This is a genomic window from Peribacillus sp. NPDC101480 (genome assembly GCF_050277335.1).
Lineage (GTDB): Bacteria > Bacillota > Bacilli > Bacillales > DSM-1321 > Peribacillus.
The window spans coordinates 767,343-789,133 of the sequence record NZ_JBNNSB010000001.1 but is presented as its reverse complement, the minus strand read 5'-3'; the positions used below and the strand labels follow the sequence as shown (position 1 = coordinate 789,133).

Genomic DNA, 21,791 nt, shown 5'->3' with positions numbered 1-21,791 from the left:
ATTACTCGGTCTTGTTTTAAAGTCATGGCAATAATTCTTTGATAAGATTGTAATAGGGATACGGGATAAGACCATTCCAATCCACCTCAAGCGGACAAACTCAAAGGGGTATTGCCCCTCTTTTTCTTATGATCCAAAGTCTTTTTAGTAAGCACTGACTCAAACGCGTTCCAGCATTCTGTTTAAAGCCAGGATTGCATTATCCGCAATGTTCTTCTCCACTTTGATCGGATTGATGATTATACCTTCTTCAATGGATTCAAGCGCCCACAGCAGGTGAGGCAGATCAATTCGGTTCATCGTAAGACATGGACACATATTCGGATTTAACGAGATGATGTTCTTGTCAGGATTATTGGCGATAAGTCGCTTGACAAGGTTCATTTCCGTTCCGATTGCCCAGGAACTGCCTGGTTCGGCTCTTTCGATCATATTGATGATGTACGATGTCGAACCCGCATAATCTGAAAGGGCGACTACCTCACGGCGGCATTCGGGATGAACGATGATATTCATTTCAGGCTGCTCCGCTCGAAGCGTTTCAATATTAGTTGTGGTGAAATTTTCATGGACTGAACAATGTCCTTTCCAAAGAAGTACCTTCAGATCTTCGAGCTCCCCTTCATAAATCAATTCATCCTTATGCGGATCCCAGACAGCCATTTCAGTCAATGAGATGCCAAGGTCAAAGGCTGTATTCCTACCAAGATGCTGATCGGGAAGAAAAAGGATCCTTTCCTTTTGCGAAAGTGCCCACGAGACCATCCCTTGTGCATTGGAAGAAGTCACTGTCGCCCCGCCATTTTTACCTACAAATGCTTTGATGGCCGCGGTGGAATTAACATAAGTTAGCGGAAGGATCGTATCGCCAAATAAATCCTGAAGCTTTGTCCAAGCCCGTTCCGTTTGTTCAATATCCGCCATATCCGCCATGGAGCAGCCTGCACGCATGTCAGGAAGGATAACCGTCTGCCCTTCTTCCGTCAAAATATCAGCTGTTTCAGCCATGAAATGCACACCGCAAAACACGATATAATCCGCTTCGCGATTTTGCGCTGAAAGCTGAGCCAATTGAAGTGAATCTCCCGTTGAATCCGAAAATTGAATGACTTCCTCCCGTTGATAATGATGACCTGGGATATAAAGGCGGTTCCCCAGTCGTTCCTTAATGTCCCGGACCCGATTCTCCATCTCTTCCTTTGTCATCGTTTTATACGTTTCAGGCAATGCATTTCCTGCTGTTTTAGCCATTTCCAATATGTTCATTTCAATATCCCCTCACATTCTTTGACCTTTGCGCTAATATCAAGTGCCCTTACACTGTGGGTCAAGCTGCCCAACGAAATATAATCTACCCCTGTTTCCCGATATGAGGCTAGATTGTCTAAATTGATCCCTCCAGAAGCTTCAGTTATGACGTGGGCGGGAACCAATTTAATCAGTTGCTTGATTTCTTCTGGGCTTCGATTATCGAACATGATGATATCTGCACCGGCTTCCACTGCTTCAAGCACCTGTTGTGGTGATTCCGTTTCCACTTCCACTTTAGTGGTATGTCCCAGTTTGGATTTTACCGTTTGAACCGCTTTCGTTATGGACCCAGCGAAAGAAATATGGTTGTCCTTTATCATGACTGCATCATACAGACCATTTCTGTGATTGTATGCCCCGCCGGAACGGACCGCATACTTTTCAAGCATCCGCAGACCAGGTGTAGTTTTCCTCGTATCACAAGCTCTCGTCTTCGTCCCCGCTAAAATCATGGCAGCTTTATTAGCCTGTGTAGCAATGCCGGACATACGCTGCACCAAATTCAAAACGACCCGTTCCCCTTTTAAAAGAGATGCCATATCGCCGGTCATTCTTGCAAGCTGCTGTCCTTCTTCAAAGACTTCGCCATCTTGAACAAAAAGGAAAACCTCGATTTGCTCATCCAATAATGCAAATCCCGTCTTGATGACGTCCCCTCCACTAAAGACCCCGCCTTCTTTTGCGATGAATGTCAAAGTCCCTTGTTCACCTTGATCGAAAATCGTATCACTCGTTACATCGCATTCCCCTATATCTTCCAATAAAAATTGTTGCAGCATCTGCTTAAGCTTCAATATATTCATATAGTCGTCTCCCTTTCACTCGGTTTTTCACATCTGTGCAAGCAAGGATAACCGAATTTCCAAGCCATTTGGCGTCATCTTCGCTTGGATAGTCACTGCGGAAATGACCGCCCCTGCTTTCCGTTCTGGTCAATGCGGATTCGGCAATCAGCCACGCCACTATCATGGCATTTATTTTCGTTATTTCTTCTATCTTTAATTCCGTTACTTCCAAATGCAGCAATTTTTCGATATCAAATGTCTCAAGATAATCCTTCAGTCGAGTTAATCCCGCTTCATCTCGAACGATTCCCGCTTCGTTCATTAATTTTTCCTGCAATGTCGTGAGATCAGGTAAAAAGGTAACTGGACTGGAACTCTTGGACTGCTCTTTTTCTTCCGGTATCGTCCTTGCCGGCACTTTAGCAAGGAAACGGCCAAGTGTATTTCCAAAAACCAGCCCTTCGAGAAGTGAATTGCTTGCCAATCGGTTTGCACCATGTACACCCGTGCACGCTACTTCACCAACAGCAAACAAAGAAGGAACTGAGGTCTGCCCGAATTCATCCACTTCAATTCCTCCCATTAGAAAATGGTTTCCAGGTGCAACGGGGATTTTCCCCGATTGAAGGTCCAGCCCGCTTTTTTCACATAATGAGCTCACTGTCGGAAAACGAATCTTAAAATCCTTAATCATCGAAATATCCAAAAATACCTTTTCACCGCGCTGCAAATAGGAAAAAATCGTTTGTGCCACAATATGCCTTGGAGCTAGATCCTTCAAGCTATGGACATCCTCCATGATCGGCCTTCCCATTTCCGTCACTAATCTCGCACCATCCCCGCGGACCGCTTCTGAAACCAGCCCTTGCGCTTTGCCATTTACAAAAAGCAGGGTCGGATGAAACTGAATGAATTCCATGTCACGAACTTTTGCCCCAGCCTTGAATGCAAGTGCAATTCCATCACCTGATACCGTTTGTGAATTTGAAGTGAAATGGTATAGGGAACCACAGCCGCCTGTAGCCAAAACCGTCTGTTCAGCATGATAGGCAGCAAGATTACCTGCCTTATCAAGTGTTTTGACCCCTATGCAGGAATCATCTTTCCCGATGATCAACTCCACTGCAGCAACATTCTCCAGCACAGTAATCGATGATTTTTTCAAGCACCCTATAAGATGTTCCATCATGTACTTCCCGGTAGCATCTCCGTGACTATGGAGGATTCTTCGTTCACTGTGGGCGCCCTCCATGCCAAGCAATAGTGTTCCGTCATGATCATGGTCAAATCGCATACCCGATTCAATAAGATCAGCTATTACCGAAGGTGCCTCTTCGACGAGTTTTTCCACTGCATTCACCTTGTTATATCGCTGACCAGCCGCCAGCGTATCTTTTTTATGTAAGGATACTCTGTCACGATCAGATATTGCAGCAGCAATCCCGCCCTGAGCTAAATAAGAATTGCCATGACGGATATTTGATTTTGTGATGAGTATCACATGCTTATGTTCACTTGCTTCCAATGCCGTTTTCAAGGCAGCAATACCGCTGCCTATCACGATGATTTCCGCTTTTACCATTATTTCATTCCTCCTGTTTATGACAGGTGTCTTGACAACTATATTTACATATTATTAAACTATTATCAAGAAGTTTTTTAAGATTAAAGGATGGAAGTGATTTCTTGATTTATTTGGATTATGCCGCTACAACTCCGATTGATGAGGAGGCTCTCGACGTATTCAGCCAAGCATCCCGGAAGTTTTTCGGGAATGCGAGCAGTTTGCATGATATTGGCTCTGAGGCGGCACGTTTATTGGATATGTCACGACAGCAACTCGCAGAAATGCTGAACATAAAAAAGGAAGGAATCATCTTTACGAGCGGCGGATCAGAAAGCAACATGCTTGCCATAGATACATTTATCGCTTCGAAACCATCCTGGCAGAACCACTTGATCGTAAGCCGAACTGAACATGCATCTCTTGCCAACTTCGTGACAAAGCTTGAACAAGATGGCTTCGAGGTTACTTATTTACGGCATTTGGAAGATGGCCGTGTTGATATTGAACATCTCCAGGAATGTATGTCGGAGAAAACATGCTTGGTCATTGTCCAGCATGTGAATTCGGAAATCGGGGTCATTCAACCCATTGAGCAAATAAGTGAAATCGTTCGTAAACACCAGGCCTTTTTTCATGTGGATTGTGTCCAATCATTTGCTAAATTACCGCTTGGCAAGATAGCTGCCTCATGTGATGGACTATCCGTTTCCAGTCATAAGATTTATGGTCCAAAAGGGACTGGGGCCGTCATTTTCCCGGCCATCCATCAGTTGAAGGCTTCGGTCCCGAATATCACTCATGAATATGGTTTCCGACCAGGAACAGTGGACGTCCCCGGAATAGCTTCCTTTGTAACCGCTGCTAAGAAATTGGGGGATATCATGGAAGATGAACGAAAACGGATTTCCACACTTAGGATGCAATTGATCCAACGGCTAACGGATTTGAAAATCGATTTTCAAATCATCGAAGCAAAAAACGAGCAATTGCCTCACATTCTGGCGCTGACCTTCGCTGGATTGCAAGGACAGTACATCATGCTGGAATTAAACCAGAAAGGATTCGCCGTTTCGACGGGAAGCGCCTGTCAAATCGGTAAACAGGATCCTTCAAAAACGATGATGGCCATTGGGAAAAGCGAAGATGAAGCCCATCAATTCGTCCGCTTTTCCTTTGGCAAATACACGACGGCCGACGACATTCACAAGTTGGCGGACTGCATCGAAGGAATAGCTGCCATTCGATAAAATCCTCCAATCTGTGTTAGAATGTTTGTAATTAAAGAGGTGAATGTTTATGGAAAGAAAGAAATTACTCGGGGAAGAAAGACGGACGAAACTCTTACATTTATTGCAAACAAGCGCGGAGCCTGTAACAGGCAGCGAGCTTTCGCAGATAACGAATGTAAGCCGGCAGGTTATCGTTGGTGACATAACCCTCCTGAAAGCGCGGAATGAGCCTATCATTGCGACGAGCCAAGGCTATCTGTACTTACAAACGGGGAGCACGCAAAAGCCGGAACGGATCATTGCTTGCCAACATGATCCTTCCCGGACCCAAGAAGAGCTATATTTACTCGTGGATATCGGCATCACGGTGAAAGATGTCAAAATCGAGCACCCCGTATACGGTGACCTAACTGCTTCCATCATGGTCAGCAGCCGTAAGGAAGTCCAGCAATTCCTTTCAAGGGTGACGGCAACGAATGCATCTTTTTTATCGGAGCTAACGAGCGGCATACATCTCCATACACTGAGCGCATCATCTGAAGAACTGCTCGACGAAGCGGAGTGTGCTTTGAGGGATGCCGGCATTTTAGTCGATTGAATGAACGAAAAAACCTCAAAAGCCATATCTTTTGAGGTTTTTTTTATGGGCCTTATGTTCACTCATCATTGGAATTGCTTTCATTTGAGCTGCCATCCCCGGAGTTTTCATCTTCGTTACTTCTTAACTGCCCGATAAGACTAATGACGGAACCGACCGCCTGTACCCAGCCTCCCATCACTTGGATTGATTCAGCATCAGATGGCTTCTCTTCCAAATAAGGATATTGATATTTTTGCAGTTCCTGCTCCTTATCTTGTTCTTCTTGCTCTTGATCCTTATCTTGGTCTTTTTCTAGAATGCTATTTTTAAGTTCGGCAATTCCACCTATCGCTTGCATCGAATTCCCAATCGCCTGCAACAAATTTCCCGTAGCATTTAAGGCCTGCTCCGGTTCATCCGGATTTTCGTATGCCCCCGCCAAAGCTGTGCCTCCGCCCAACGCTTGAATCAGATTACCTTTGATGATTAATTCCTGTTTCGTTATTTCATCAAAATCAATGACTAGGCCTAAGATAACGGTCGAATTCCCGATTGCCTGTATTATATTACCGAATTTATCCAGTGACCAGGTTTCTTCCGCATCAGCCAATAAGGCATTACCTGTTGCTTGAAGTTCATTTCCAATCAAATCCAAGTTCGTACGAAATTCTTCGTCCAAGACTTTGGATGGTGTACCAGCAACAGCAGAAATGACGGTTCCTATCGCTTGAGTCCAAGAACCGAAAGTTTCTTTGAATTGACTATCCATCTCTGCTGACCACCACCCTCTCTCTGCATTTTTGATTAAAAAGGTGCATCCACTGAATCAGTCATCAAGGTATGTATTACTGCTCCTATTTCCATGTGGCCTACCGGGATTTACTTATTGTATTTGCTTTCATCACAATCGGTGTTTGTTTTTCATCCAAAATCATGCTGCCTACTTTTATATATTTCATAAAATGCACGCCAAGGGAATACAAAACCTTCGCAAAAAAATGCCCCGGGAAAACCCCGGGGCACTTACATATTCATTGGATAAAACTCAGCTGAGGTTGTACCATTTATCATTTTAGAAAAAAATTTTCACAAAAGAAAAATCAGCGCTGCGGTACACCTGTTTGGACTTTAAAGCATGAATAGCTTCCCATGATCGATACCGTACATCCTAAGGCCTCAAGCTCGGAAATCGCTCCTGGGATAAGGACATCGTCAAGGGGCATTTCGATGTCGATGATGAAAAAGTAATTGCCCAATCCAGTTTTCATAGGTCTTGATTCAATCTTGGAAAGGTTAAGTTTCCTCCAGGAAAAAGCGGAAAGGACTTGGTGCAGCTGTCCTGAGTGGTCGGCAGGCAGCTGAATCATCAAGGTCGTTTTCTTGTCGCCTTCAACGGTCAAATGACCTTCATAGTCGACTTCACTGTTGGATACGACAATAAACTTGGTGTGATTATGTTCGTAATCGTGAATATTTTGTTTTGCAATCGTCAAACCGTATTCCTCTGCAGCCATATCATTTGCAATCGCTGCAATATTGATATCGGGATTCTCCATCACCATCTTCGCAGCGGCAGCTGTGGATGTGACATACTCATACGGAATGCCCCTTAGCTCATTATGTAGAAATTTGCGGCATTGAGCGATGGCATGGGAATGCGAATATACCATGTCAGGTTTGAAACCAGGATATGCATGGTCAGGATGCACCATATAATGCTGTTGGATTGGAATCGTCACTTCACCTTTCATAGGCAATGTGACTTCATGGACTAAGTAATCCATCGTTATATTTACCGAACCCTCCAAAGCATTCTCGATCGGCACGAGCGCGTGATTCACTTCCCCGTCCCGAACAGCATCTAGGCAGTCCGGAATCGTGTTCATCGGTATTTTTATATCATTAGGAAATAGTCGCGATACAGCTAAATCCGTGAACGTTGCTTTTGGTCCAAGAAATGCAATTTTTGATGTCATATTATAAACTCCTTTTCACGGAAAATCTATTGTTTATGTTATGCCATTTTCTGATTTTTTACAATAGTTAATCGTTAATTTCCTCTTTCAAATGAAAACAGCCTGAAGACTAACCCGATAATAAATGAGTTTGCCTTCAGGCTGTTAGGTTTTTAAACTTTGACCGTTGATTGGAACGGAGGGCACTCGCTTTCCGCGGGCGGACCGGGAGCCTCCTCGGCGCCATCGCGCCTGCGGGATCTCCCTTGGACGCGCTTTTCCCGCAGGAGTCTGTAACTTAAGTTCCAATCAACGAGTTCAATTTGACATGATTACTAGAGTCAGTTGGTCTTTAGGTTACGGTTTCCATGATAAATGCCTCACTTCTCTACGCTCGGCCAAAATTATGAGCCACGTTTTAAAGATACTGACCTGTTTGATTTTCTCGGAGCTACTATCCTCCCCAACATACATCCATCACGGTCTGCGCCGCATGAAACGAATAGGCAAACTGTTTTGTTCGTTCATCTTTACATAGTAGACACTCTAATGATCAGTTGGAAAAGGTTTCTTAATGAGACCAATTCGAAACCTTTTGTCTACAAACTGACAGCCTGTACATGTGAAATGTACAGGCTGTTTTCATGCGCCGTTACCAATGATTTCGACTTTTTCGACGAACTCCATTTTACGCAGTTTAGTAAGCAGTTCATTAATATCCATCGTCATCCCACCCGTATTCAGGGATAGGGTGACATTTGCACGTCCCTGCAAAGGAATCGTTTGGTGGATGGTCATGATGTTGCAACCGGATGAGGCGACGAGCCGTAAAAGCTCCGATAGAGTACCAGAACGATCTTCGAGATAGAAGAACAGTGTAATCAGCTTTTCCTTAACAACTGTATGAAACGGAAAAACCGTGTCACGGTATTTGTAAAAAGCACTCCTGCTTAGGTCCACTCGCTGTACCGCTTCCCAAACTGATTCCGCTTTTCCCCGTTCAATCATTTCTTTTGCATCCAGCGTTTTTTTCATCGCTTCGGGAAGGACATCCTCTCGAACGAGGAAAAATTTCTGATCGGACTTATTCAAACTCCGCACGCCTCCTTTTGCCTGCCATCATGGTCTCCAATCAATCAACAAATTCAAATTCATATTCAAGGATACGGACGATATCGCCATTTGTCGCACCTTTTTGGCGAAGGCCTTCGTCGACTCCGAACGAACGAAGCTGTCTGGCGAAACGACGTATGGACTCTTCACGGGTGAAGTCAGTCATTTTGAATAAACGCTCGATCTTGAATCCGGATACAGCAAAGCTGCCATCGGGTTCGCGTTCAATGTTAAATTCATCCGACTGTGATGTATGTTTATATAGAACCCGGTGGATTCCAGTATTCTCTTCTTCATGTTCAAGAGGGAACTCTGGGGTCTCTTCGATTTTATCAGCAATAGCATAAAGAAGCTCACGGATCCCTTCACGCGTCACGGCAGAAATCGGGAAGACAGGGTAGTCTTCTTCCAGCTTTTCTTTGAAAGCCGCTAAGTTATCTTCTGAGTCCGGCATATCCATTTTACTTGCTACAATGATTTGCGGACGTTCAGTCAAGCGCAGGTTATACTCTTCCAACTCTTTATTGATTGTTTGGTAGTCTTCATATGGATCCCGACCTTCAAGACCCGACATATCGATTACATGAACGATTACCCTCGTTCTTTCAATATGGCGCAGGAATTGATGTCCAAGGCCCACACCTTCTGAAGCGCCTTCGATCAGACCAGGTAAATCGGCCATGACGAAGCTGCGGTGATCTTCCGTTTCCACCATTCCGAGGTTCGGGACGATCGTCGTAAAATGGTATTCGGCAATTTTAGGTCTTGCTGCGGATACGACGGAAAGCAAAGTGGATTTCCCTACACTTGGGAAACCAACCAAACCGACATCAGCCAACAGTTTCAATTCCATGACTATATCACGTTCTTGGCCCGGTTCGCCGTTCTCCGCGATTTCAGGTGCAGGATTGGCAGGTGTGGCGAAACGGGAATTTCCCCGGCCTCCGCGGCCACCTTTGGCAATAATGGCGCGTTGTCCGTGCTCAACTAAATCAGCAATGACTTCCTTTGTCTTATCATCAATGACAACGGTGCCTGGTGGAACCTTGATGACCATATCCTTTGCAGCCGCACCGTGCATGTTTTTGGACATGCCATGTTCTCCGCGAGGTGCCTTAAAGTGACGTTGGTAACGGAAATCCATTAATGTACGCAAGCCCTCTTCCACTTCAAAAACGACATTGGCCCCATTTCCGCCATCTCCGCCGGCAGGTCCGCCTTTAGGTATGAATTTCTCACGACGATAAGCAACTATCCCGTTACCACCGTCTCCGCCTTTTACATAGACTTTCGTTTGATCGACAAACATGCTATCACTTCCTTGTTTTCTGCAAGTCATTTCTTGCTGTATACTTCTCTAAAAGTTAATATCCATCTTAAAAAATATTTCATCCTCATTACATTCAAGAATTTCAATTGATTGCTCGGCCGTCAATGAACTTTCCAAAAACTCGATCACTGGGGATTGATCAATGAACCTGCCTTGCATATGAAATGAACAGCGCATATCGCTCACTTCTTTTTTACACATGGAAACAGCCAGTATATTTTCAAAAAACGGATCGAGATTCTTATCGAGAATTTTAAAGAAATCATTTGTCCAGCGATACATCAGCCCGTCCATCTCAGTTGAGCCTTCAAAAACATCAATGATTTCATATTCGCAATAAAATGATCCATTATTCCAATTCGACGTCAACAACATCTCGGTGAACTTAGGTAAATTCAAACTGGAGAGGCGTGCTTCATTCTGGGTTTCAACAATGATTTCATCAATGATGCCCTTGACACGATCAATTCTGTTCAACTCCAGATTCCCTTTGATGATTTGAATTTTATTCAGCCAGTCATGCCTGGTTTGACGCAGAGTTTCAATAGTCGTCCAATTTTTGTCCATTATTAACACCTTCAATTATGATAAAGAAACTTTTTTTTCAGCTCTATCATGTTGAATACTTCCATTTGTACAGTATATCAAAAAAACAACAAACAGGAAATGAAGCTCGATTCACATGCCTTCACATGAAAGCCCCCGTCCAAAAAATACAGCCGCACACCCTGAGTTCTTTGGACGATGGTAGAGCCATTTGAACTAAAAAAGAGAATGGGCCTTTTATGCACCAATTGGAGATATTATAGTTGAATTGGAGTGTCTATTTGGTTTAAACCAAATCGGATGGATGAGTAATCTTGGATTTCCCCCTGAAAGTTTAAGAAAGCCCGCCGATTGGCGAGCCTTTTGTAAGTCAGAGGTTGTTTTCCTTATACTAATGACTAAAGTCTCCTGCAAACTGCTGGTTCATTTCCTATAGTATAAATAAAGGGCCGGACCCCTTCATCACTATATAGCATACCATTATTAAAAATGACGCGGTATATAGTGTCTTGTAGAAGGAATCAGACCCTTTTGAGTCAGCCTCTGTTCAAAGATGCCAATTATGCTTCTTGTGCAACTGGATATACGCTTACTTTTTTACGGTCACGTCCGAAACGTTCGAATTTAACAACACCGTCTACTTTAGCGTATAGAGTATCGTCTCCACCACGGCCTACGTTCTCACCAGGATAGATTTTTGTTCCGCGTTGACGGTAAAGGATAGAACCACCAGATACGAATTGACCATCTGCACGTTTAGCACCAAGGCGCTTGGAGATTGAGTCACGTCCGTTCTTTGTAGAACCTACTCCTTTTTTCGAAGCGAAGAACTGAAGATCTAATCTTAACATTTGTTCCACCTCCTACTGGTTGAGGATAATTTTCATGTATTTACCATAATCACGTTCGATGGTTTGCAGCGATATGAGCATGCCGTTCAAAAGCAGCTGAACCTTCTCTTCCGATTCCGGAGAAAGATTCCCCGGAATGACGCAGCGAAGATAGCCGCCTTCTCTCCCTTGCTCAATCTCAGGCTCTACGTCCGTTAAGGACATGATTGCATTGACTGCCCCGAAGGATACAGCCGATACACCTGCACAAACGATATCAGAACCTTTTTTAGCAAAATTAGCATGTCCGCTTAAGGTGAACGAAGCAATCCGTTCCTGCGGAGCATCAAATACAACTTTGATCATCTAGAATCAGCCCTTACGCGTTGATTGCTTCGATAACAACTTTAGTGTATGGTTGACGATGACCTTGTTTTTTACGATTGTTTTTCTTCGCTTTGTATTTGAAAACAGTGATTTTCTTTTGCTTACCTTGTTTTTCGACAGTACCTGTTACAGTAGCGCCTTCAACTAATGGAGCACCGACTTTCACGTCTTCGCCACCTACGAATAAAACTTTGTCAAATGTAACAGTTTCGCCTGCTTCTGCGTTTAATTTTTCAATGTAAACCGCTTCGCCAGCTGCTACTTTAATTTGTTTACCGCCAGTTTCGATAATTGCGTACATACTTGCACCTCCTTAAATGTCTCAGACTCGCCAATCACAGGCGTTTTACCAGAAAGGCAAAAGCTTAAAACCTGATGTTGAGCGGTTGTAGCACGGGTGCTACAAACATAACATTAAAATCCTAACATGAAACAGGAAAGGCTGTCAATATATTTATAACAATTCCCGCCCTTCACTCGAAAGCCTTCCCGATTTCCTGAATGCTCCCGAAGCGCTTGATGGAGTAAGCATTCCTCGAACCTGGGATAAAAGACAGGAATACCTTTTTACCGATCAATTCCTCCAATGTCGGCCGATATGATTCCTTTTCACCAAGCAGCACGTCCGCCACCGCTTTACTGGCCTCCACCCAGACCGCTTCATCATCTGTCTTCCTGTGTTCCAGCAGTTCACGTTCCAACCGGAAGGCAACCGTTTCAGGGCTCTCGATTTTACCGCTTCCACTGCACACTGGGCAAGGCACCGTCGTCATCTCACTTAAAGACGGGGAGGTTCGCTTTCTCGTCATTTGTAAAATGCCCAGTTCCGTAAAACCGATGACCTGGGTTCGCTTCTCATCCCTCACCGCTTCCTTTTTAACGATTTCGATGATTTCCTGCTTATGCCGGGACTGCTCCATATTGATGAAATCTATCAGGATGATTCCGCTGATATTCCTCAATCTCAGTTGACGGGCGACCTCTTTCGCCGCAGCCTGATTAACCGCAAACAATGTTGCTTCCTTCGCCACCTTGCCGGTGAACTTACCTGAATTGACATCGATTACGGTGAAAGCTTCCGTTTCTTCAAAAATTAAATATCCGCCATTCTCAAGCCAAACGATTTTCTTGGCCATTTTCTCAACTTGCGCTTCCACATTCCATTCGGAAAAAATATTCTTTGTACCCGATACATGGGATATTTCCCACTCCTTACGGTTTTCCTGTATCCATTTTTTCAACTCGAGATAGGCCTCGAAGTCATCGATGGCAAGTTCCCCGGTCGCCGTTCCCGACATTTCGGAAATGATCATATCAAGGTATTCATCCCTATCATAGAGAAGGGAAGGGGCCTTGAGGGACGCAGCCTTAAGTTCAAGCCCTTTATAGAGCTCCCGCAATCCATTTAACCTGTCAAGGAAGACCGATTCACTTTCGTTCTCCATCGAGGTGCGGACAATCAATCCCTCATCAGGCTTTTTATGCTGCAAAGCAGTTTCCCGCCATTGCTTCTGAAGATCATTGTTTTTGAATTTCTTTGAAACACCAACATAATCTATTCCATGTATGTATACGAGGGAATCTGTCGAAAACTCGATCAGCCCAGTCAATTTAGCTCCTTTGGTGCCCGCTTCATCCCGCGTCACCTGAACTAGCAGCTTTTCTCCCTGACGGACAAATTGACCGATCGATGCTTTCCCATCACTTTTTTTTATCAGCTGGAAAGAGGGAATCTCGTCACGGTGTAAAAAACCATTTTTCTCTGCTCCATAATCAATGAAGACGGCATCCATGCCCGGCAACACCTTCGTCACCTTCCCAAGATAAATATTACCGACCGTACTGCGCTTTTGAGGCGGAATGATTTCAAGTTTACGTAAAACACCATTCTCAAGTACAGCCACTCTTTTTTCGCGTGAAGCCAGGTTCGCGATCATTTTTTTCATCAAAAAAATCCTCTCCTCAATTTGAAGAAAGGATAACATATTTAATAAGAATATAATAGGTCGCCGATTTTCCCGTTTGTCATTTTCTCGGAAAAATAGGCATGAAGGATTTCCGTTTCATCCAACGAGCCGCTCTCTTTCCCGTTTTTCATGATGATCACGGGGTGTTTACAGCCGCGTTGAAACATTTCCAGCACTTTATAAATCGGTTCTTGTGAATCCACCGAGATCGGCTTCAGTTTCGCCAAATCATTCGTATGCCCGTAATGGCGCTGCAGAAGAAAGCGGATGAACGCATAATACCTCTGCCGCCATTCCATGACGAGTGACAGACTTATGAAAAAGATGATGAGCCAGATGTTCAAATTGAGCGGATCCAGAATGAGCCAGGTCAAAAAAGCAAGGAAAGCGAATACTGCAGAAAAGTGAAGTGTATGCTTCTGCGCTTCCAGAAAGGTGCAGTATAGGGAAACACCGATGAATAGCAGCCTTCCCCCGTCCAGGGGCCAAATTGGCAGCAGATTAAAAATCAGCAGCATAAGATTCATATACAAAAATGGCTGGTACAGCTCATATGGGATAATGGTAAAGAAATAGAGCAGAAAAGCTGCGCCAATGAGCCAAACGTGTTGAAGCGGACCGGCAAGCACCACCGCCAAATCCTCCTTCAAACTCTTGTTTCCATATTCCTCAGTCTCGACAGCCCCGCCAAAAGGAAGAAGCTGGATTGACTTTATCCGCCATTTGAAGTGCTGCGCACAGACGGCATGCCCCATCTCATGTATGAAGACGATGAGCAACAGCATCATCACTTCAACGAAATGGGCTGTGAGGATGGCGATGCCAATGACAAACCACAATGTCGGATGCACCCTGATTTTAAACAGTAACTTCCCATATTCACTCAAAGGAAATCACCTTTTTAGGATCGACGAAAGCATCATTTTCCTTTATCGCTAAATAAAACCTGCCCATGGATCCATCTTCACTTAGTGTAACCTGTCCGACTTCATTGCCCTTTTTAACGAACTCATACAATTTCACATCAATTTCTTTCAGCTGCCCATACCAAGATTCAGTTTTATTGGCATGCTGAATGACTACCGTCTTTCCGATCCCCTCCTTTTCACCGGCAAAAATGACTACCCCTTCATTAACGGCCTCGACCTTTGAGCCTTTGCTCGTTTCCAATATGATTCCCTCACCGTTCGTCTCGAAGTTTTGGGTAATCTTTGCAGAAGCTGGCATTGCATATTCTTCATTCGAATCAACAGTTTCCGTATTGGCTTCATTCGGTAAAAAAGCGATTGGTTTACCAAACGCACTTTCGTACCAATTGGAGATTGAAGCGAACTGAAATTCCTTGCTCATGTTCTCCATGACAAAACTCCTGGCAGGGTCAAGCCGCACAGAAGGGTGTTTGAACATCACCGCGACAATCAGGAACAGGCATACACTGGCAAGGATTTTAAAGAAAAAATATTCTTTCTTGAAGAGCGGATGGTCTTTTTCGGAATATCCGTTATATGAATCAATCCCATATGGTTCCTCATTGTTGATCTCCGTCCAACTACTGCTTCCTGCAGGTTTATCATTAAACTTGCGTCTCTTGGCGATACGATTGCGGATATCTTTCCTGCGATCATCCATTCCAGACTTCCCCCCCTGCTCATGTCAAAGCGCTATATTACAACGTATGAGCAACTTGTCCAGACTATTCTGCACTTCCCTTAAAAAATTTTTTCCGATGAAAAATTCACTGAAACTTATGAATTTCCAAGGTGGTTCGGGCAATCGATTCAGAAAATCGAATAATTGAGATTGATATTGTTCCCCGGAATTTGTTATAATAAAGTGGTTTTAACATTATTGAGGGGGAACATTTTTTTATGTCAATCGAAATAGGCAGCAAAGTACAAGGTAAAGTAACAGGTATCACTAATTTTGGAGCATTCGTAGAATTACCAGGAGGCTCAACAGGTCTTGTGCATATCAGTGAGGTAGCAGATAGCTATGTAAAAGACGTAAATGACCATCTTAAAGTAGGCGACCAAATTGAAGTAAAAGTGATTAGTGAGAAAGACGGAAAAACTGCCTTGTCCATCAAAAAGGCTATAGATAGACCCGAAGGGCAAACCTCTTCTTATACCAAACGCCCACCACGCCAAGGGGATAGCCGTTCTAAAGATTTTCGTTCAAAAGGTAATTTCCAACCAAAGGAAAATTTCGAAGATAAAATGGTGCGCTTTTTAAAGACTAGTGAAGAAAATTTATCGACACTTAAACGCAGCACCGAATCAAAACGCGGCGGCAGAGGCGGAAGACGCGGATAACCCGCTGCATTTTTAGCATATAGATCAGGCAAGCCAGTATATGGCTTGCCTTTTTTATTTCACAAGAAGCATAAAAAAAAGCGAGGGCATCAAATGCTCCCCGCTTCTTGACAAAAGAATATAGATTTACCGCACGCTGAAGAATTTTTTCAATTTGGACATGAAGCCCTTTGGTTCGCTGCCAATTGGAGTCAAGGGCACAGATTCACCAAGGATCCTTCTGGCGATGTTCCGATAGGCAAGCGAAACTCTATTATCCGGATTATAGGCAATGGGTTCCTTTTTATTCGCTGCCACAATGACCTGGTCATCATCAGGAATGACGCCGATCAAATCAATCTTAAGAAAATCGGCAACTCCATCGATATCCATTTCTTCATCCTCATGAAGCAAATGGCCGCGGATCCGGTTGATGATCAATTGGGGCGGTTCAATATGCTCTTCTTTTTCAAGCAGGCCAATAATACGGTCAGCATCCCTGACAGCCGGTCTCTCTGCAGTCGTAACGATGATAGCCTTGTCTGCCCCAGCTATGGCATTCCTGAAGCCCTGTTCAATGCCTGCAGGGCAATCAATGATGACATAATCATAGTCAGGCTTCATATCGCTGATGAGTTTCCTCATCTGCTCTTCATTCACCACTGTTTTGTCACTATTTTGCGGAGCGGGAAGCAGATAAAGCAAATCCTCGAAATGTTTATCTTTGATAAGCGCCTGGTGTATCTTACAGCGCCCTTCGACCACATCGACCAAATCATAGATGATGCGATTCTCCAATCCCATGATCACATCCAAATTCCGAAGACCAATATCCGTATCAATCAAGCAAACCTTTTTGCCTAGAAGAGCTAAAGATGTTCCTAAATTGGCGGAGGTGGTCGTTTTCCCGACACCACCCTTACCGGATGTTATAACTATTGCCTCTCCCACGATTAGAGACCCCCTTCTAATCTATTTAAATTAGGTCTATATTTCTTTAAGACTTGCAATTTTTCTATTATGATATTTTGTTCTTCATCCATGAAGGCACATTCCAAGTCATGTCCCCATTTCGTATATTGGTCAGGAGATAAATTCACTTTTCCGGCAATACGCAGTTGGGCAGGCTTCATGACAGAGGCAGCTATAATGGCCTCGTTATTCCCTTTATATCCGGCATGGGCTATTCCCTTTAACTGTCCCATGATATATATGTTGCCACCCGCACGAACCGTTCCGTCGGGATTGACATCCCCTATCAGCAGTAAGTCCCCGGGAACTTCAAAAACCTGTCCCGACCTTATCACCTTGGTCACGGTCGTCACTTGGTTTTCATCTTTCCATCGTTTCGCTTCATCCTTCGTCAGGACATTCGAAATCATCTCATCCACGAAAAGCTTCTTCTTTTTATGGATGACCTCTTTAATCTGTTCTTCTTGTTGTTCATCAAGATAGCGGTTCCCTGTATGTACTTTTACGGAAATGGACGGGTCATTTTCTTGAAACTGATAGTTTGCCGAAAGCTTCACTTCTAACTCTTTCAATAATTCGGAAAATGAGCAAGAATCATCGAGATGAAGCATAAACCCGTCTTTTGTTCCCTTAATCATGACATTTTGCTGAATTCTTTTATTCATGACGTTTGTTTCACCTCAATGAAATATAATTCGACATAGGAAAACAAATTTCCTTTTTCTACGTACACGGAAATGAGAAAATACATTTCCCACCTGCTTCTTAAGACACAGGAACGTTATTCCGTTTCTCCTTGCAAATCAAGCTTTTCAATCATTCTCTTTAAAGGGTAGCAGCTAATAATAATGAATGCGAGATTCAATAATAATGTCGGAATCAATCTCCGTTCCGCAAATTCAGCAAACCCCATATCTGCAAAAGAGAGTATGATATTCATCTGAAAGATGACAACCTCTAAAACTGCCGTGAATAAAAGCGCAGTAAGACAGGCAATCAATATATTATTTTGCAGGATTTTCATGCATTTCGATATCAAATAGGCAAGAAAAGGCAGCAGGAACATGTAAGTCCCAAGGATTTCCGTATATACGACATCATAAGTCAACCCAAGAATCGCACCATAAAGCATACCCATTTTCCTTGAGCCGAACATGGTCAGGAAAAAAACGAAAACCATCATGAAATGGGGCACGAGGATTTTATCGGCCCCGAATGCATCTCCAGCGAACATCTGGGCGAAGATGCTTTCAAAAACAAAAAAAACCAAGGCTATAAAAGAAAGGATGAAATATCTCACTCAGCTTCATCCTCCCCTTCACTTTCTTTCGGTACACCGTCCACTTCGCGCTGAACGACCATGACATTATTAATATCATAAAAATCCGTCGAAGGTTCAATATATGCAGTCTGGTTCAATCCATATTGATCCACTTTAACATCGACAACTTTCCCGATCAGCAGACCTTTCGGAAAGATCCCTCCATAACCGGATGTGATGACCAATGAATTTTTCTTGATCTTTTTATCATATGGGATCCGTTTCATCAGCAAAAGGTTCTTCTTATCATCGAATCCTTCAATCAAGCCATATGCTTTATCATCACCTTGGACGATCGATGAGACACGATTGGCTTTATCGATCGAGCTTAAAAGTTGAACCGAGGCCGTGAAATCCGTCGCTGATTTCACCTTACCGACTAACCCATTGGACGTGATGACAGCCATATTTTTTTCTACCCCATTGCGCTTCCCTTTATTAATCGTCAGCATTTCATGCCAGCGGTCGGGATTGCGTCCAATGACCGTCGCCTGAGTGGGCGAATACTTGCGCAGGTCATCTTCTTTTTTGAGGTTATCGCGAAGTTCTTCATTTTCTTCCTTTAAATCTTGGACTTGCGTTTTCAATAATACATATTCATCCAAGCGGGCTTTCAATTTTTTGTTTTCATCGTATGTATGTTGTAGGTCTTTTAAGCCCCCTACAAAACCTGTTATACCCGATACTGGCTTATTAAACACATTTCCGACCCAGCCTGTCGTATCTTTCAGGAATTGCTCCGGCCAAGTCAACTCTTCTCTCTCCCTTAATGAAAAACCGATCAATGCCACGAGAACGATAATACTAACGAGCAAGAGAAGGAGCTTTTTATTAAAAAACTGTGGCATGGTGATTACACCTCTATCTAAAATTTCTTAAAAATACACTATGGATTTAATTAAACAGCAAAACATAAGAAAACCGGCTCAAAATTGCACCTTTTGTTGAGCCGGCCCTATTTGAGAAGTAATGCTTATCGCGAATCTCTTGATTTAGTCTTGAATAAGTGAATGTGGTCCAGCGCTTTTCCCGTTCCGATTGCAACACAATCCAGCGGGTTTTCAGCGATGATCACCGGCATTTGCGTTTCTTCACTGATGACTTTATCCAAATTGCGCAGCAAAGCGCCCCCGCCTGTCAGCACAATGCCTCTGTCCATGATGTCAGCCGCTAATTCAGGTGGTGTTTTCTCTAAAGTGTTTTTCACGGAATCCACAATTGCAGAAACTGTGTCGCTTAATGCTTTGGATATTTCCTCAGCTGTAATTTCGATTGTTTTTGGTAATCCAGTCAATAGGTCACGGCCGCGAATTTCCATGTTTTCTACGCCTTCCGTATCCCCAGCAGAACCAATTTCCATTTTGATCGCTTCAGCAGTACGCTCACCGATCATCAAATTGTAGTTCTTACGGATGTAAACGATAATGGCGTCGTCCATTTCGTCACCTGCGATACGGATCGATTGGCTTGTAACGATTCCGCCAAGGGAAATGATTGCCACTTCCGTCGTTCCTCCGCCGATATCAACGACCATGCTTCCTGTAGGCTCCCAAACAGGAAGGTCCGCACCGATCGCTGCTGCAAACGGTTCTTCGATTGGATATGCGTCACGGGCTCCAGCTTGTCTTGCTGCATCGATGACTGCACGCTGCTCAACTGCAGTAATCCCAGAAGGCACACAAATCATGACATATGGCTTGTTGCCAAATACGCCCTTCTTTTGAGCTTCCTTCATATAGTACTTCATCATGGTAGCCGTCGTTTCATAATCGGCAATTACTCCATCCTTCATCGGGCGGAGGGCAACCACGTTACCAGGTGTACGGCCGATCATGTTTTTCGCGTCGTTTCCGACTGCAACGATTTGCTTTGTATCTGTTTGCACAGCTACAACCGATGGTTCACGTACTGCGATGCCTTTTCCTTTCACATAGACAAGCGTATTCGCCGTTCCTAAATCAATCCCTATATCTCTAGCGCCAATTCCAAACATTATGGTATCTCCCTTTCGTAAACAAAAATGCCTTTTTATAAGTTCAAATAATAATTTGTCGTTTTTTGACAATAAGAGTTTTGAAAAAGTTTCCTCTTTTAAAAATCATAAACAATATTATATCGCATCGTCAAAAATTTTGATAGTGTCATAAATAACCTTTTTCCTTCAAACTAACATATTTATGCTCCCCGATGATGATATGGTCCAATACTTCAATCCCGATTATTTTACCACATTCTACTAACCTTTTCGTCACTTCAATATCTTCTCTGCTGGGAGAGGGGTCTCCGGAGGGATGGTTATGAAGACAGATGATAGAGGCAGCGGACCTTTTGAAAGCCTCTTTGAAGACCTCGCGCGGATGCACGATCGAGGCATTGAGGCTGCCGATGAATACCGTAGTTTTTTGAAGCACCTGATTTTTCGTATTTAAATAAAGACAGACGAAATGTTCCTGTGATAAAAACCGCATTTCTTCCATGCAATAATTGGCTCCATCTTCTGGAGATCTAATCACATAACGGTCTTGATCATTCAAATTGTTAATTCTCCTGCCAAGTTCGACAGAGGCCAGGATTTGAATCGCTTTCGCTTCACCAATCCCTTTAATCACGGTCAGTTCTTCCACTGAGGCTTCTTTTAGCAGGCGAAGGCCCTTGAAGGAATTGATGAGCCTGCCGGATAGCTGCAGGACGGATTCTTCCCTTGATCCCGTCCTCAATAGCAGAGCGAGCAATTCCTGATTGGAGAGACCCTGCGGTCCGTCTTGCAGAAACCTTTCGCGCGGCCTCTCCTCTTTCGGGTAATCCCGTATTAACATTTTTTCGCTCAAAAAATCAACCCTTCCTTAGAAAAGGGAAGATGCCAGAGGAAATCGATCATTCTAACTCTTGCTGCATCGCTTTAAGTTCCCGGGCCAGTCTTGAGACCGGAAGCCCGACGACTGAGAAATAGTCCCCTTTGATTCGTTCGACAAGAAGAGATCCGTATCCTTGAATCCCATAGCCGCCAGCTTTGTCAAAAGGTTCCCCGCTATCCAGATAACGTTCGATTTCAGCTTCTGGCAGCTCCCAAAATGTCACTTCCGTTTTTTCTGCGAATACTCTGCGATGCTTGCCGAATAGAATGGCGACACCTGTGTATACCTCATGTGTCCGTCCCGATAACATTTCCAGCATTCTTTTTCCATCCGCACGGCTTGTCGGCTTACCCAATATCTCTCCATCAAGGACAACAACGGTATCCGAGCCGATTACCCAGCTTTCCTGAAATTTTGCTGCGATGGCTTCCGCCTTACGGGATGCCAGTTCTTTCACCGCTGCATCAGGACACATGTTTTCATCAATACTTTCATCGACATTGGAATTCATGCTTTCAAAGGGGATTTGAAGAAATTGTAGAAGTTCTTTACGACGTGGTGATGAAGAAGCTAAAATCAATGGCTGCATAATATAAAAGTCACCTTTCTTTACATAGGGAGATACATAACTATCCTATCAAATTATGGTGCAATCCACAATTATTGTTTACTATGAATCGACAAATGCCTGTAAGTATTTCCCGGAAAATAAAAAAGGTGTCACAGATGGTTTCATATTGGGGAGCTTGTCC

24 protein-coding genes and 1 other annotated feature are annotated in these 21,791 nt (G+C 43.8%); of the genes, 3 read left to right on the top strand and 21 right to left on the bottom strand.

What is annotated here, in order from left to right; genetic code table 11:
- Positions 1 to 159: 159 nt before the first annotated feature.
- Genes nadA through nadB form a run of 3 tightly spaced genes read right to left on the bottom strand, consistent with a single transcriptional unit; the run spans position 160 to position 3,678 of the window.
- Positions 160 to 1,266: a quinolinate synthase NadA gene (nadA, locus tag ACQKMF_RS03975; protein ID WP_101222776.1), complete on the bottom strand. Its 1,107-nt coding sequence runs from the start codon at positions 1,264 to 1,266 to the stop codon at positions 160 to 162.
- Positions 1,263 to 2,114, bottom strand: coding sequence for a carboxylating nicotinate-nucleotide diphosphorylase (gene nadC / locus ACQKMF_RS03970; RefSeq protein ID WP_101222777.1), 852 nt, complete (start codon positions 2,112 to 2,114; stop codon positions 1,263 to 1,265). The genes nadA and nadC overlap by 4 nt, the downstream gene beginning before the upstream one ends.
- Entirely contained in the window at positions 2,095 to 3,678 is a 1,584-nt protein-coding gene (gene nadB, locus ACQKMF_RS03965; RefSeq protein WP_427571853.1) for an L-aspartate oxidase, read from the bottom strand. The genes nadC and nadB overlap by 20 nt, the downstream gene beginning before the upstream one ends.
- Before the next feature lie 104 nt (positions 3,679 to 3,782).
- Between nadB and ACQKMF_RS03960 the strand changes: the two genes are divergently transcribed.
- Together ACQKMF_RS03960 and ACQKMF_RS03955 are read left to right on the top strand one after the other, a co-directional pair.
- The gene (locus tag ACQKMF_RS03960) at positions 3,783 to 4,910 is read left to right on the top strand and encodes an IscS subfamily cysteine desulfurase (protein ID WP_427571851.1); all 1,128 of its coding nucleotides are present in this window, start codon (positions 3,783 to 3,785) and stop codon (positions 4,908 to 4,910) included.
- Between the two features lie 49 nt (positions 4,911 to 4,959).
- Complete coding sequence (locus tag ACQKMF_RS03955) at positions 4,960 to 5,490, top strand: transcription repressor NadR (protein WP_101222780.1); 531 nt, start codon at positions 4,960 to 4,962, stop codon at positions 5,488 to 5,490.
- 58 nt (positions 5,491 to 5,548) lie between these two features.
- Here the strand turns inward: ACQKMF_RS03955 and ACQKMF_RS03950 are convergent, their stop codons facing one another.
- From ACQKMF_RS03950 to ACQKMF_RS03900, 11 genes are all read right to left on the bottom strand, one after another.
- The gene (locus ACQKMF_RS03950; RefSeq protein ID WP_427571849.1) at positions 5,549 to 6,241 is read right to left on the bottom strand and encodes a DUF6944 family repetitive protein; all 693 of its coding nucleotides are present in this window, start codon (positions 6,239 to 6,241) and stop codon (positions 5,549 to 5,551) included.
- A 331-nt stretch (positions 6,242 to 6,572) separates the two neighbouring features.
- A complete protein-coding gene (pheA, locus tag ACQKMF_RS03945; protein ID WP_101222781.1) occupies positions 6,573 to 7,448 on the bottom strand; it encodes a prephenate dehydratase in 876 nt (291 codons plus the stop codon).
- A gap of 621 nt (positions 7,449 to 8,069) precedes the next feature.
- Entirely contained in the window at positions 8,070 to 8,519 is a 450-nt protein-coding gene (locus tag ACQKMF_RS03940) for an ACT domain-containing protein (RefSeq protein ID WP_034308837.1), read from the bottom strand.
- 40 nt (positions 8,520 to 8,559) lie between these two features.
- Positions 8,560 to 9,849 carry a GTPase ObgE gene (gene obgE, locus ACQKMF_RS03935; RefSeq protein WP_101222782.1) on the bottom strand — a complete coding sequence of 430 codons (1,290 nt, stop codon included), beginning with the start codon at positions 9,847 to 9,849 and terminating at the stop codon, positions 8,560 to 8,562.
- A 48-nt stretch (positions 9,850 to 9,897) separates the two neighbouring features.
- Positions 9,898 to 10,437, bottom strand: a complete 540-nt coding sequence (locus ACQKMF_RS03930) for a Spo0B domain-containing protein (RefSeq protein ID WP_101222783.1) — start codon at positions 10,435 to 10,437, stop codon at positions 9,898 to 9,900.
- A 539-nt stretch (positions 10,438 to 10,976) separates the two neighbouring features.
- Positions 10,977 to 11,267: a 50S ribosomal protein L27 gene (rpmA, locus tag ACQKMF_RS03925; protein ID WP_048688955.1), complete on the bottom strand. Its 291-nt coding sequence runs from the start codon at positions 11,265 to 11,267 to the stop codon at positions 10,977 to 10,979.
- A 12-nt stretch (positions 11,268 to 11,279) separates the two neighbouring features.
- Complete coding sequence (locus tag ACQKMF_RS03920; protein WP_101222784.1) at positions 11,280 to 11,612, bottom strand: ribosomal-processing cysteine protease Prp; 333 nt, start codon at positions 11,610 to 11,612, stop codon at positions 11,280 to 11,282.
- 13 nt (positions 11,613 to 11,625) lie between these two features.
- Complete coding sequence (rplU, locus tag ACQKMF_RS03915) at positions 11,626 to 11,934, bottom strand: 50S ribosomal protein L21 (RefSeq protein WP_034308849.1); 309 nt, start codon at positions 11,932 to 11,934, stop codon at positions 11,626 to 11,628.
- Between the two features lie 13 nt (positions 11,935 to 11,947).
- Positions 11,948 to 12,031 (bottom strand) — a sequence feature (ribosomal protein L21 leader region).
- Between the two features lie 75 nt (positions 12,032 to 12,106).
- The gene (locus ACQKMF_RS03910; protein WP_427572409.1) at positions 12,107 to 13,579 is read right to left on the bottom strand and encodes an Rne/Rng family ribonuclease; all 1,473 of its coding nucleotides are present in this window, start codon (positions 13,577 to 13,579) and stop codon (positions 12,107 to 12,109) included.
- Positions 13,580 to 13,620: 41 nt separating this feature from the next.
- Entirely contained in the window at positions 13,621 to 14,487 is an 867-nt protein-coding gene (locus ACQKMF_RS03905; RefSeq protein ID WP_101222786.1) for a M50 family metallopeptidase, read from the bottom strand.
- Positions 14,480 to 15,229: a M23 family metallopeptidase gene (locus ACQKMF_RS03900; protein WP_101222787.1), complete on the bottom strand. Its 750-nt coding sequence runs from the start codon at positions 15,227 to 15,229 to the stop codon at positions 14,480 to 14,482. The genes ACQKMF_RS03905 and ACQKMF_RS03900 overlap by 8 nt, the downstream gene beginning before the upstream one ends.
- 239 nt (positions 15,230 to 15,468) lie before the next feature.
- Here ACQKMF_RS03900 and ACQKMF_RS03895 point away from each other — a divergent pair, with 239 nt between their 5' ends.
- Positions 15,469 to 15,912, top strand: a complete 444-nt coding sequence (locus tag ACQKMF_RS03895; protein WP_034308861.1) for a S1 domain-containing RNA-binding protein — start codon at positions 15,469 to 15,471, stop codon at positions 15,910 to 15,912.
- Positions 15,913 to 16,038: 126 nt separating this feature from the next.
- On the opposite strand, the gene minD is transcribed toward ACQKMF_RS03895, so the two are convergent.
- From minD to ACQKMF_RS03860, 7 genes are all read right to left on the bottom strand, one after another.
- A complete protein-coding gene (gene minD / locus ACQKMF_RS03890; protein ID WP_034308862.1) occupies positions 16,039 to 16,842 on the bottom strand; it encodes a septum site-determining protein MinD in 804 nt (267 codons plus the stop codon).
- Positions 16,843 to 16,844: 2 nt separating this feature from the next.
- A complete protein-coding gene (gene minC / locus ACQKMF_RS03885; protein WP_230176797.1) occupies positions 16,845 to 17,528 on the bottom strand; it encodes a septum site-determining protein MinC in 684 nt (227 codons plus the stop codon).
- A 116-nt stretch (positions 17,529 to 17,644) separates the two neighbouring features.
- Positions 17,645 to 18,163 carry a rod shape-determining protein MreD gene (gene mreD / locus ACQKMF_RS03880; protein ID WP_101222789.1) on the bottom strand — a complete coding sequence of 173 codons (519 nt, stop codon included), beginning with the start codon at positions 18,161 to 18,163 and terminating at the stop codon, positions 17,645 to 17,647.
- The gene (mreC, locus tag ACQKMF_RS03875) at positions 18,160 to 19,032 is read right to left on the bottom strand and encodes a rod shape-determining protein MreC (RefSeq protein WP_101222790.1); all 873 of its coding nucleotides are present in this window, start codon (positions 19,030 to 19,032) and stop codon (positions 18,160 to 18,162) included. The genes mreD and mreC overlap by 4 nt, the downstream gene beginning before the upstream one ends.
- A gap of 125 nt (positions 19,033 to 19,157) precedes the next feature.
- Positions 19,158 to 20,177, bottom strand: coding sequence for a rod shape-determining protein (locus ACQKMF_RS03870; RefSeq protein WP_034308871.1), 1,020 nt, complete (start codon positions 20,175 to 20,177; stop codon positions 19,158 to 19,160).
- Positions 20,178 to 20,325: 148 nt separating this feature from the next.
- The gene (gene radC, locus ACQKMF_RS03865; RefSeq protein WP_101223484.1) at positions 20,326 to 21,000 is read right to left on the bottom strand and encodes a RadC family protein; all 675 of its coding nucleotides are present in this window, start codon (positions 20,998 to 21,000) and stop codon (positions 20,326 to 20,328) included.
- 58 nt (positions 21,001 to 21,058) lie between these two features.
- On the bottom strand, positions 21,059 to 21,628 hold the full coding sequence (locus tag ACQKMF_RS03860; protein ID WP_101222791.1) for a Maf family protein: 570 nt from the start codon (positions 21,626 to 21,628) through the stop codon (positions 21,059 to 21,061).
- Between the last annotated feature and the right edge of the window lie 163 nt (positions 21,629 to 21,791).

Coding starts and splice junctions, on each gene's coding strand:
- minC (WP_230176797.1), bottom strand. CDS start 17,528: ATGAATAAAAGAATTCAGCAAAATGTCATGATTAAGGGAACAAAAGAC.
- obgE (WP_101222782.1), bottom strand. CDS start 9,849: ATGTTTGTCGATCAAACGAAAGTCTATGTAAAAGGCGGAGACGGTGGT.
- nadB (WP_427571853.1), bottom strand. CDS start 3,678: ATGGTAAAAGCGGAAATCATCGTGATAGGCAGCGGTATTGCTGCCTTG.
- ACQKMF_RS03910 (WP_427572409.1), bottom strand. CDS start 13,579: ATGAAAAAAATGATCGCGAACCTGGCTTCACGCGAAAAAAGAGTGGCT.
- ACQKMF_RS03895 (WP_034308861.1), top strand. CDS start 15,469: ATGTCAATCGAAATAGGCAGCAAAGTACAAGGTAAAGTAACAGGTATC.
- ACQKMF_RS03950 (WP_427571849.1), bottom strand. CDS start 6,241: ATGGATAGTCAATTCAAAGAAACTTTCGGTTCTTGGACTCAAGCGATA.
- ACQKMF_RS03860 (WP_101222791.1), bottom strand. CDS start 21,628: ATGCAGCCATTGATTTTAGCTTCTTCATCACCACGTCGTAAAGAACTT.
- ACQKMF_RS03900 (WP_101222787.1), bottom strand. CDS start 15,229: ATGGATGATCGCAGGAAAGATATCCGCAATCGTATCGCCAAGAGACGC.
- ACQKMF_RS03870 (WP_034308871.1), bottom strand. CDS start 20,177: ATGTTTGGAATTGGCGCTAGAGATATAGGGATTGATTTAGGAACGGCG.
- ACQKMF_RS03920 (WP_101222784.1), bottom strand. CDS start 11,612: ATGATCAAAGTTGTATTTGATGCTCCGCAGGAACGGATTGCTTCGTTC.
- rpmA (WP_048688955.1), bottom strand. CDS start 11,267: ATGTTAAGATTAGATCTTCAGTTCTTCGCTTCGAAAAAAGGAGTAGGT.
- nadC (WP_101222777.1), bottom strand. CDS start 2,114: ATGAATATATTGAAGCTTAAGCAGATGCTGCAACAATTTTTATTGGAA.
- nadA (WP_101222776.1), bottom strand. CDS start 1,266: ATGAACATATTGGAAATGGCTAAAACAGCAGGAAATGCATTGCCTGAA.
- rplU (WP_034308849.1), bottom strand. CDS start 11,934: ATGTACGCAATTATCGAAACTGGCGGTAAACAAATTAAAGTAGCAGCT.
- ACQKMF_RS03930 (WP_101222783.1), bottom strand. CDS start 10,437: ATGGACAAAAATTGGACGACTATTGAAACTCTGCGTCAAACCAGGCAT.
- radC (WP_101223484.1), bottom strand. CDS start 21,000: ATGTTAATACGGGATTACCCGAAAGAGGAGAGGCCGCGCGAAAGGTTT.
- pheA (WP_101222781.1), bottom strand. CDS start 7,448: ATGACATCAAAAATTGCATTTCTTGGACCAAAAGCAACGTTCACGGAT.
- ACQKMF_RS03955 (WP_101222780.1), top strand. CDS start 4,960: ATGGAAAGAAAGAAATTACTCGGGGAAGAAAGACGGACGAAACTCTTA.
- mreC (WP_101222790.1), bottom strand. CDS start 19,032: ATGCCACAGTTTTTTAATAAAAAGCTCCTTCTCTTGCTCGTTAGTATT.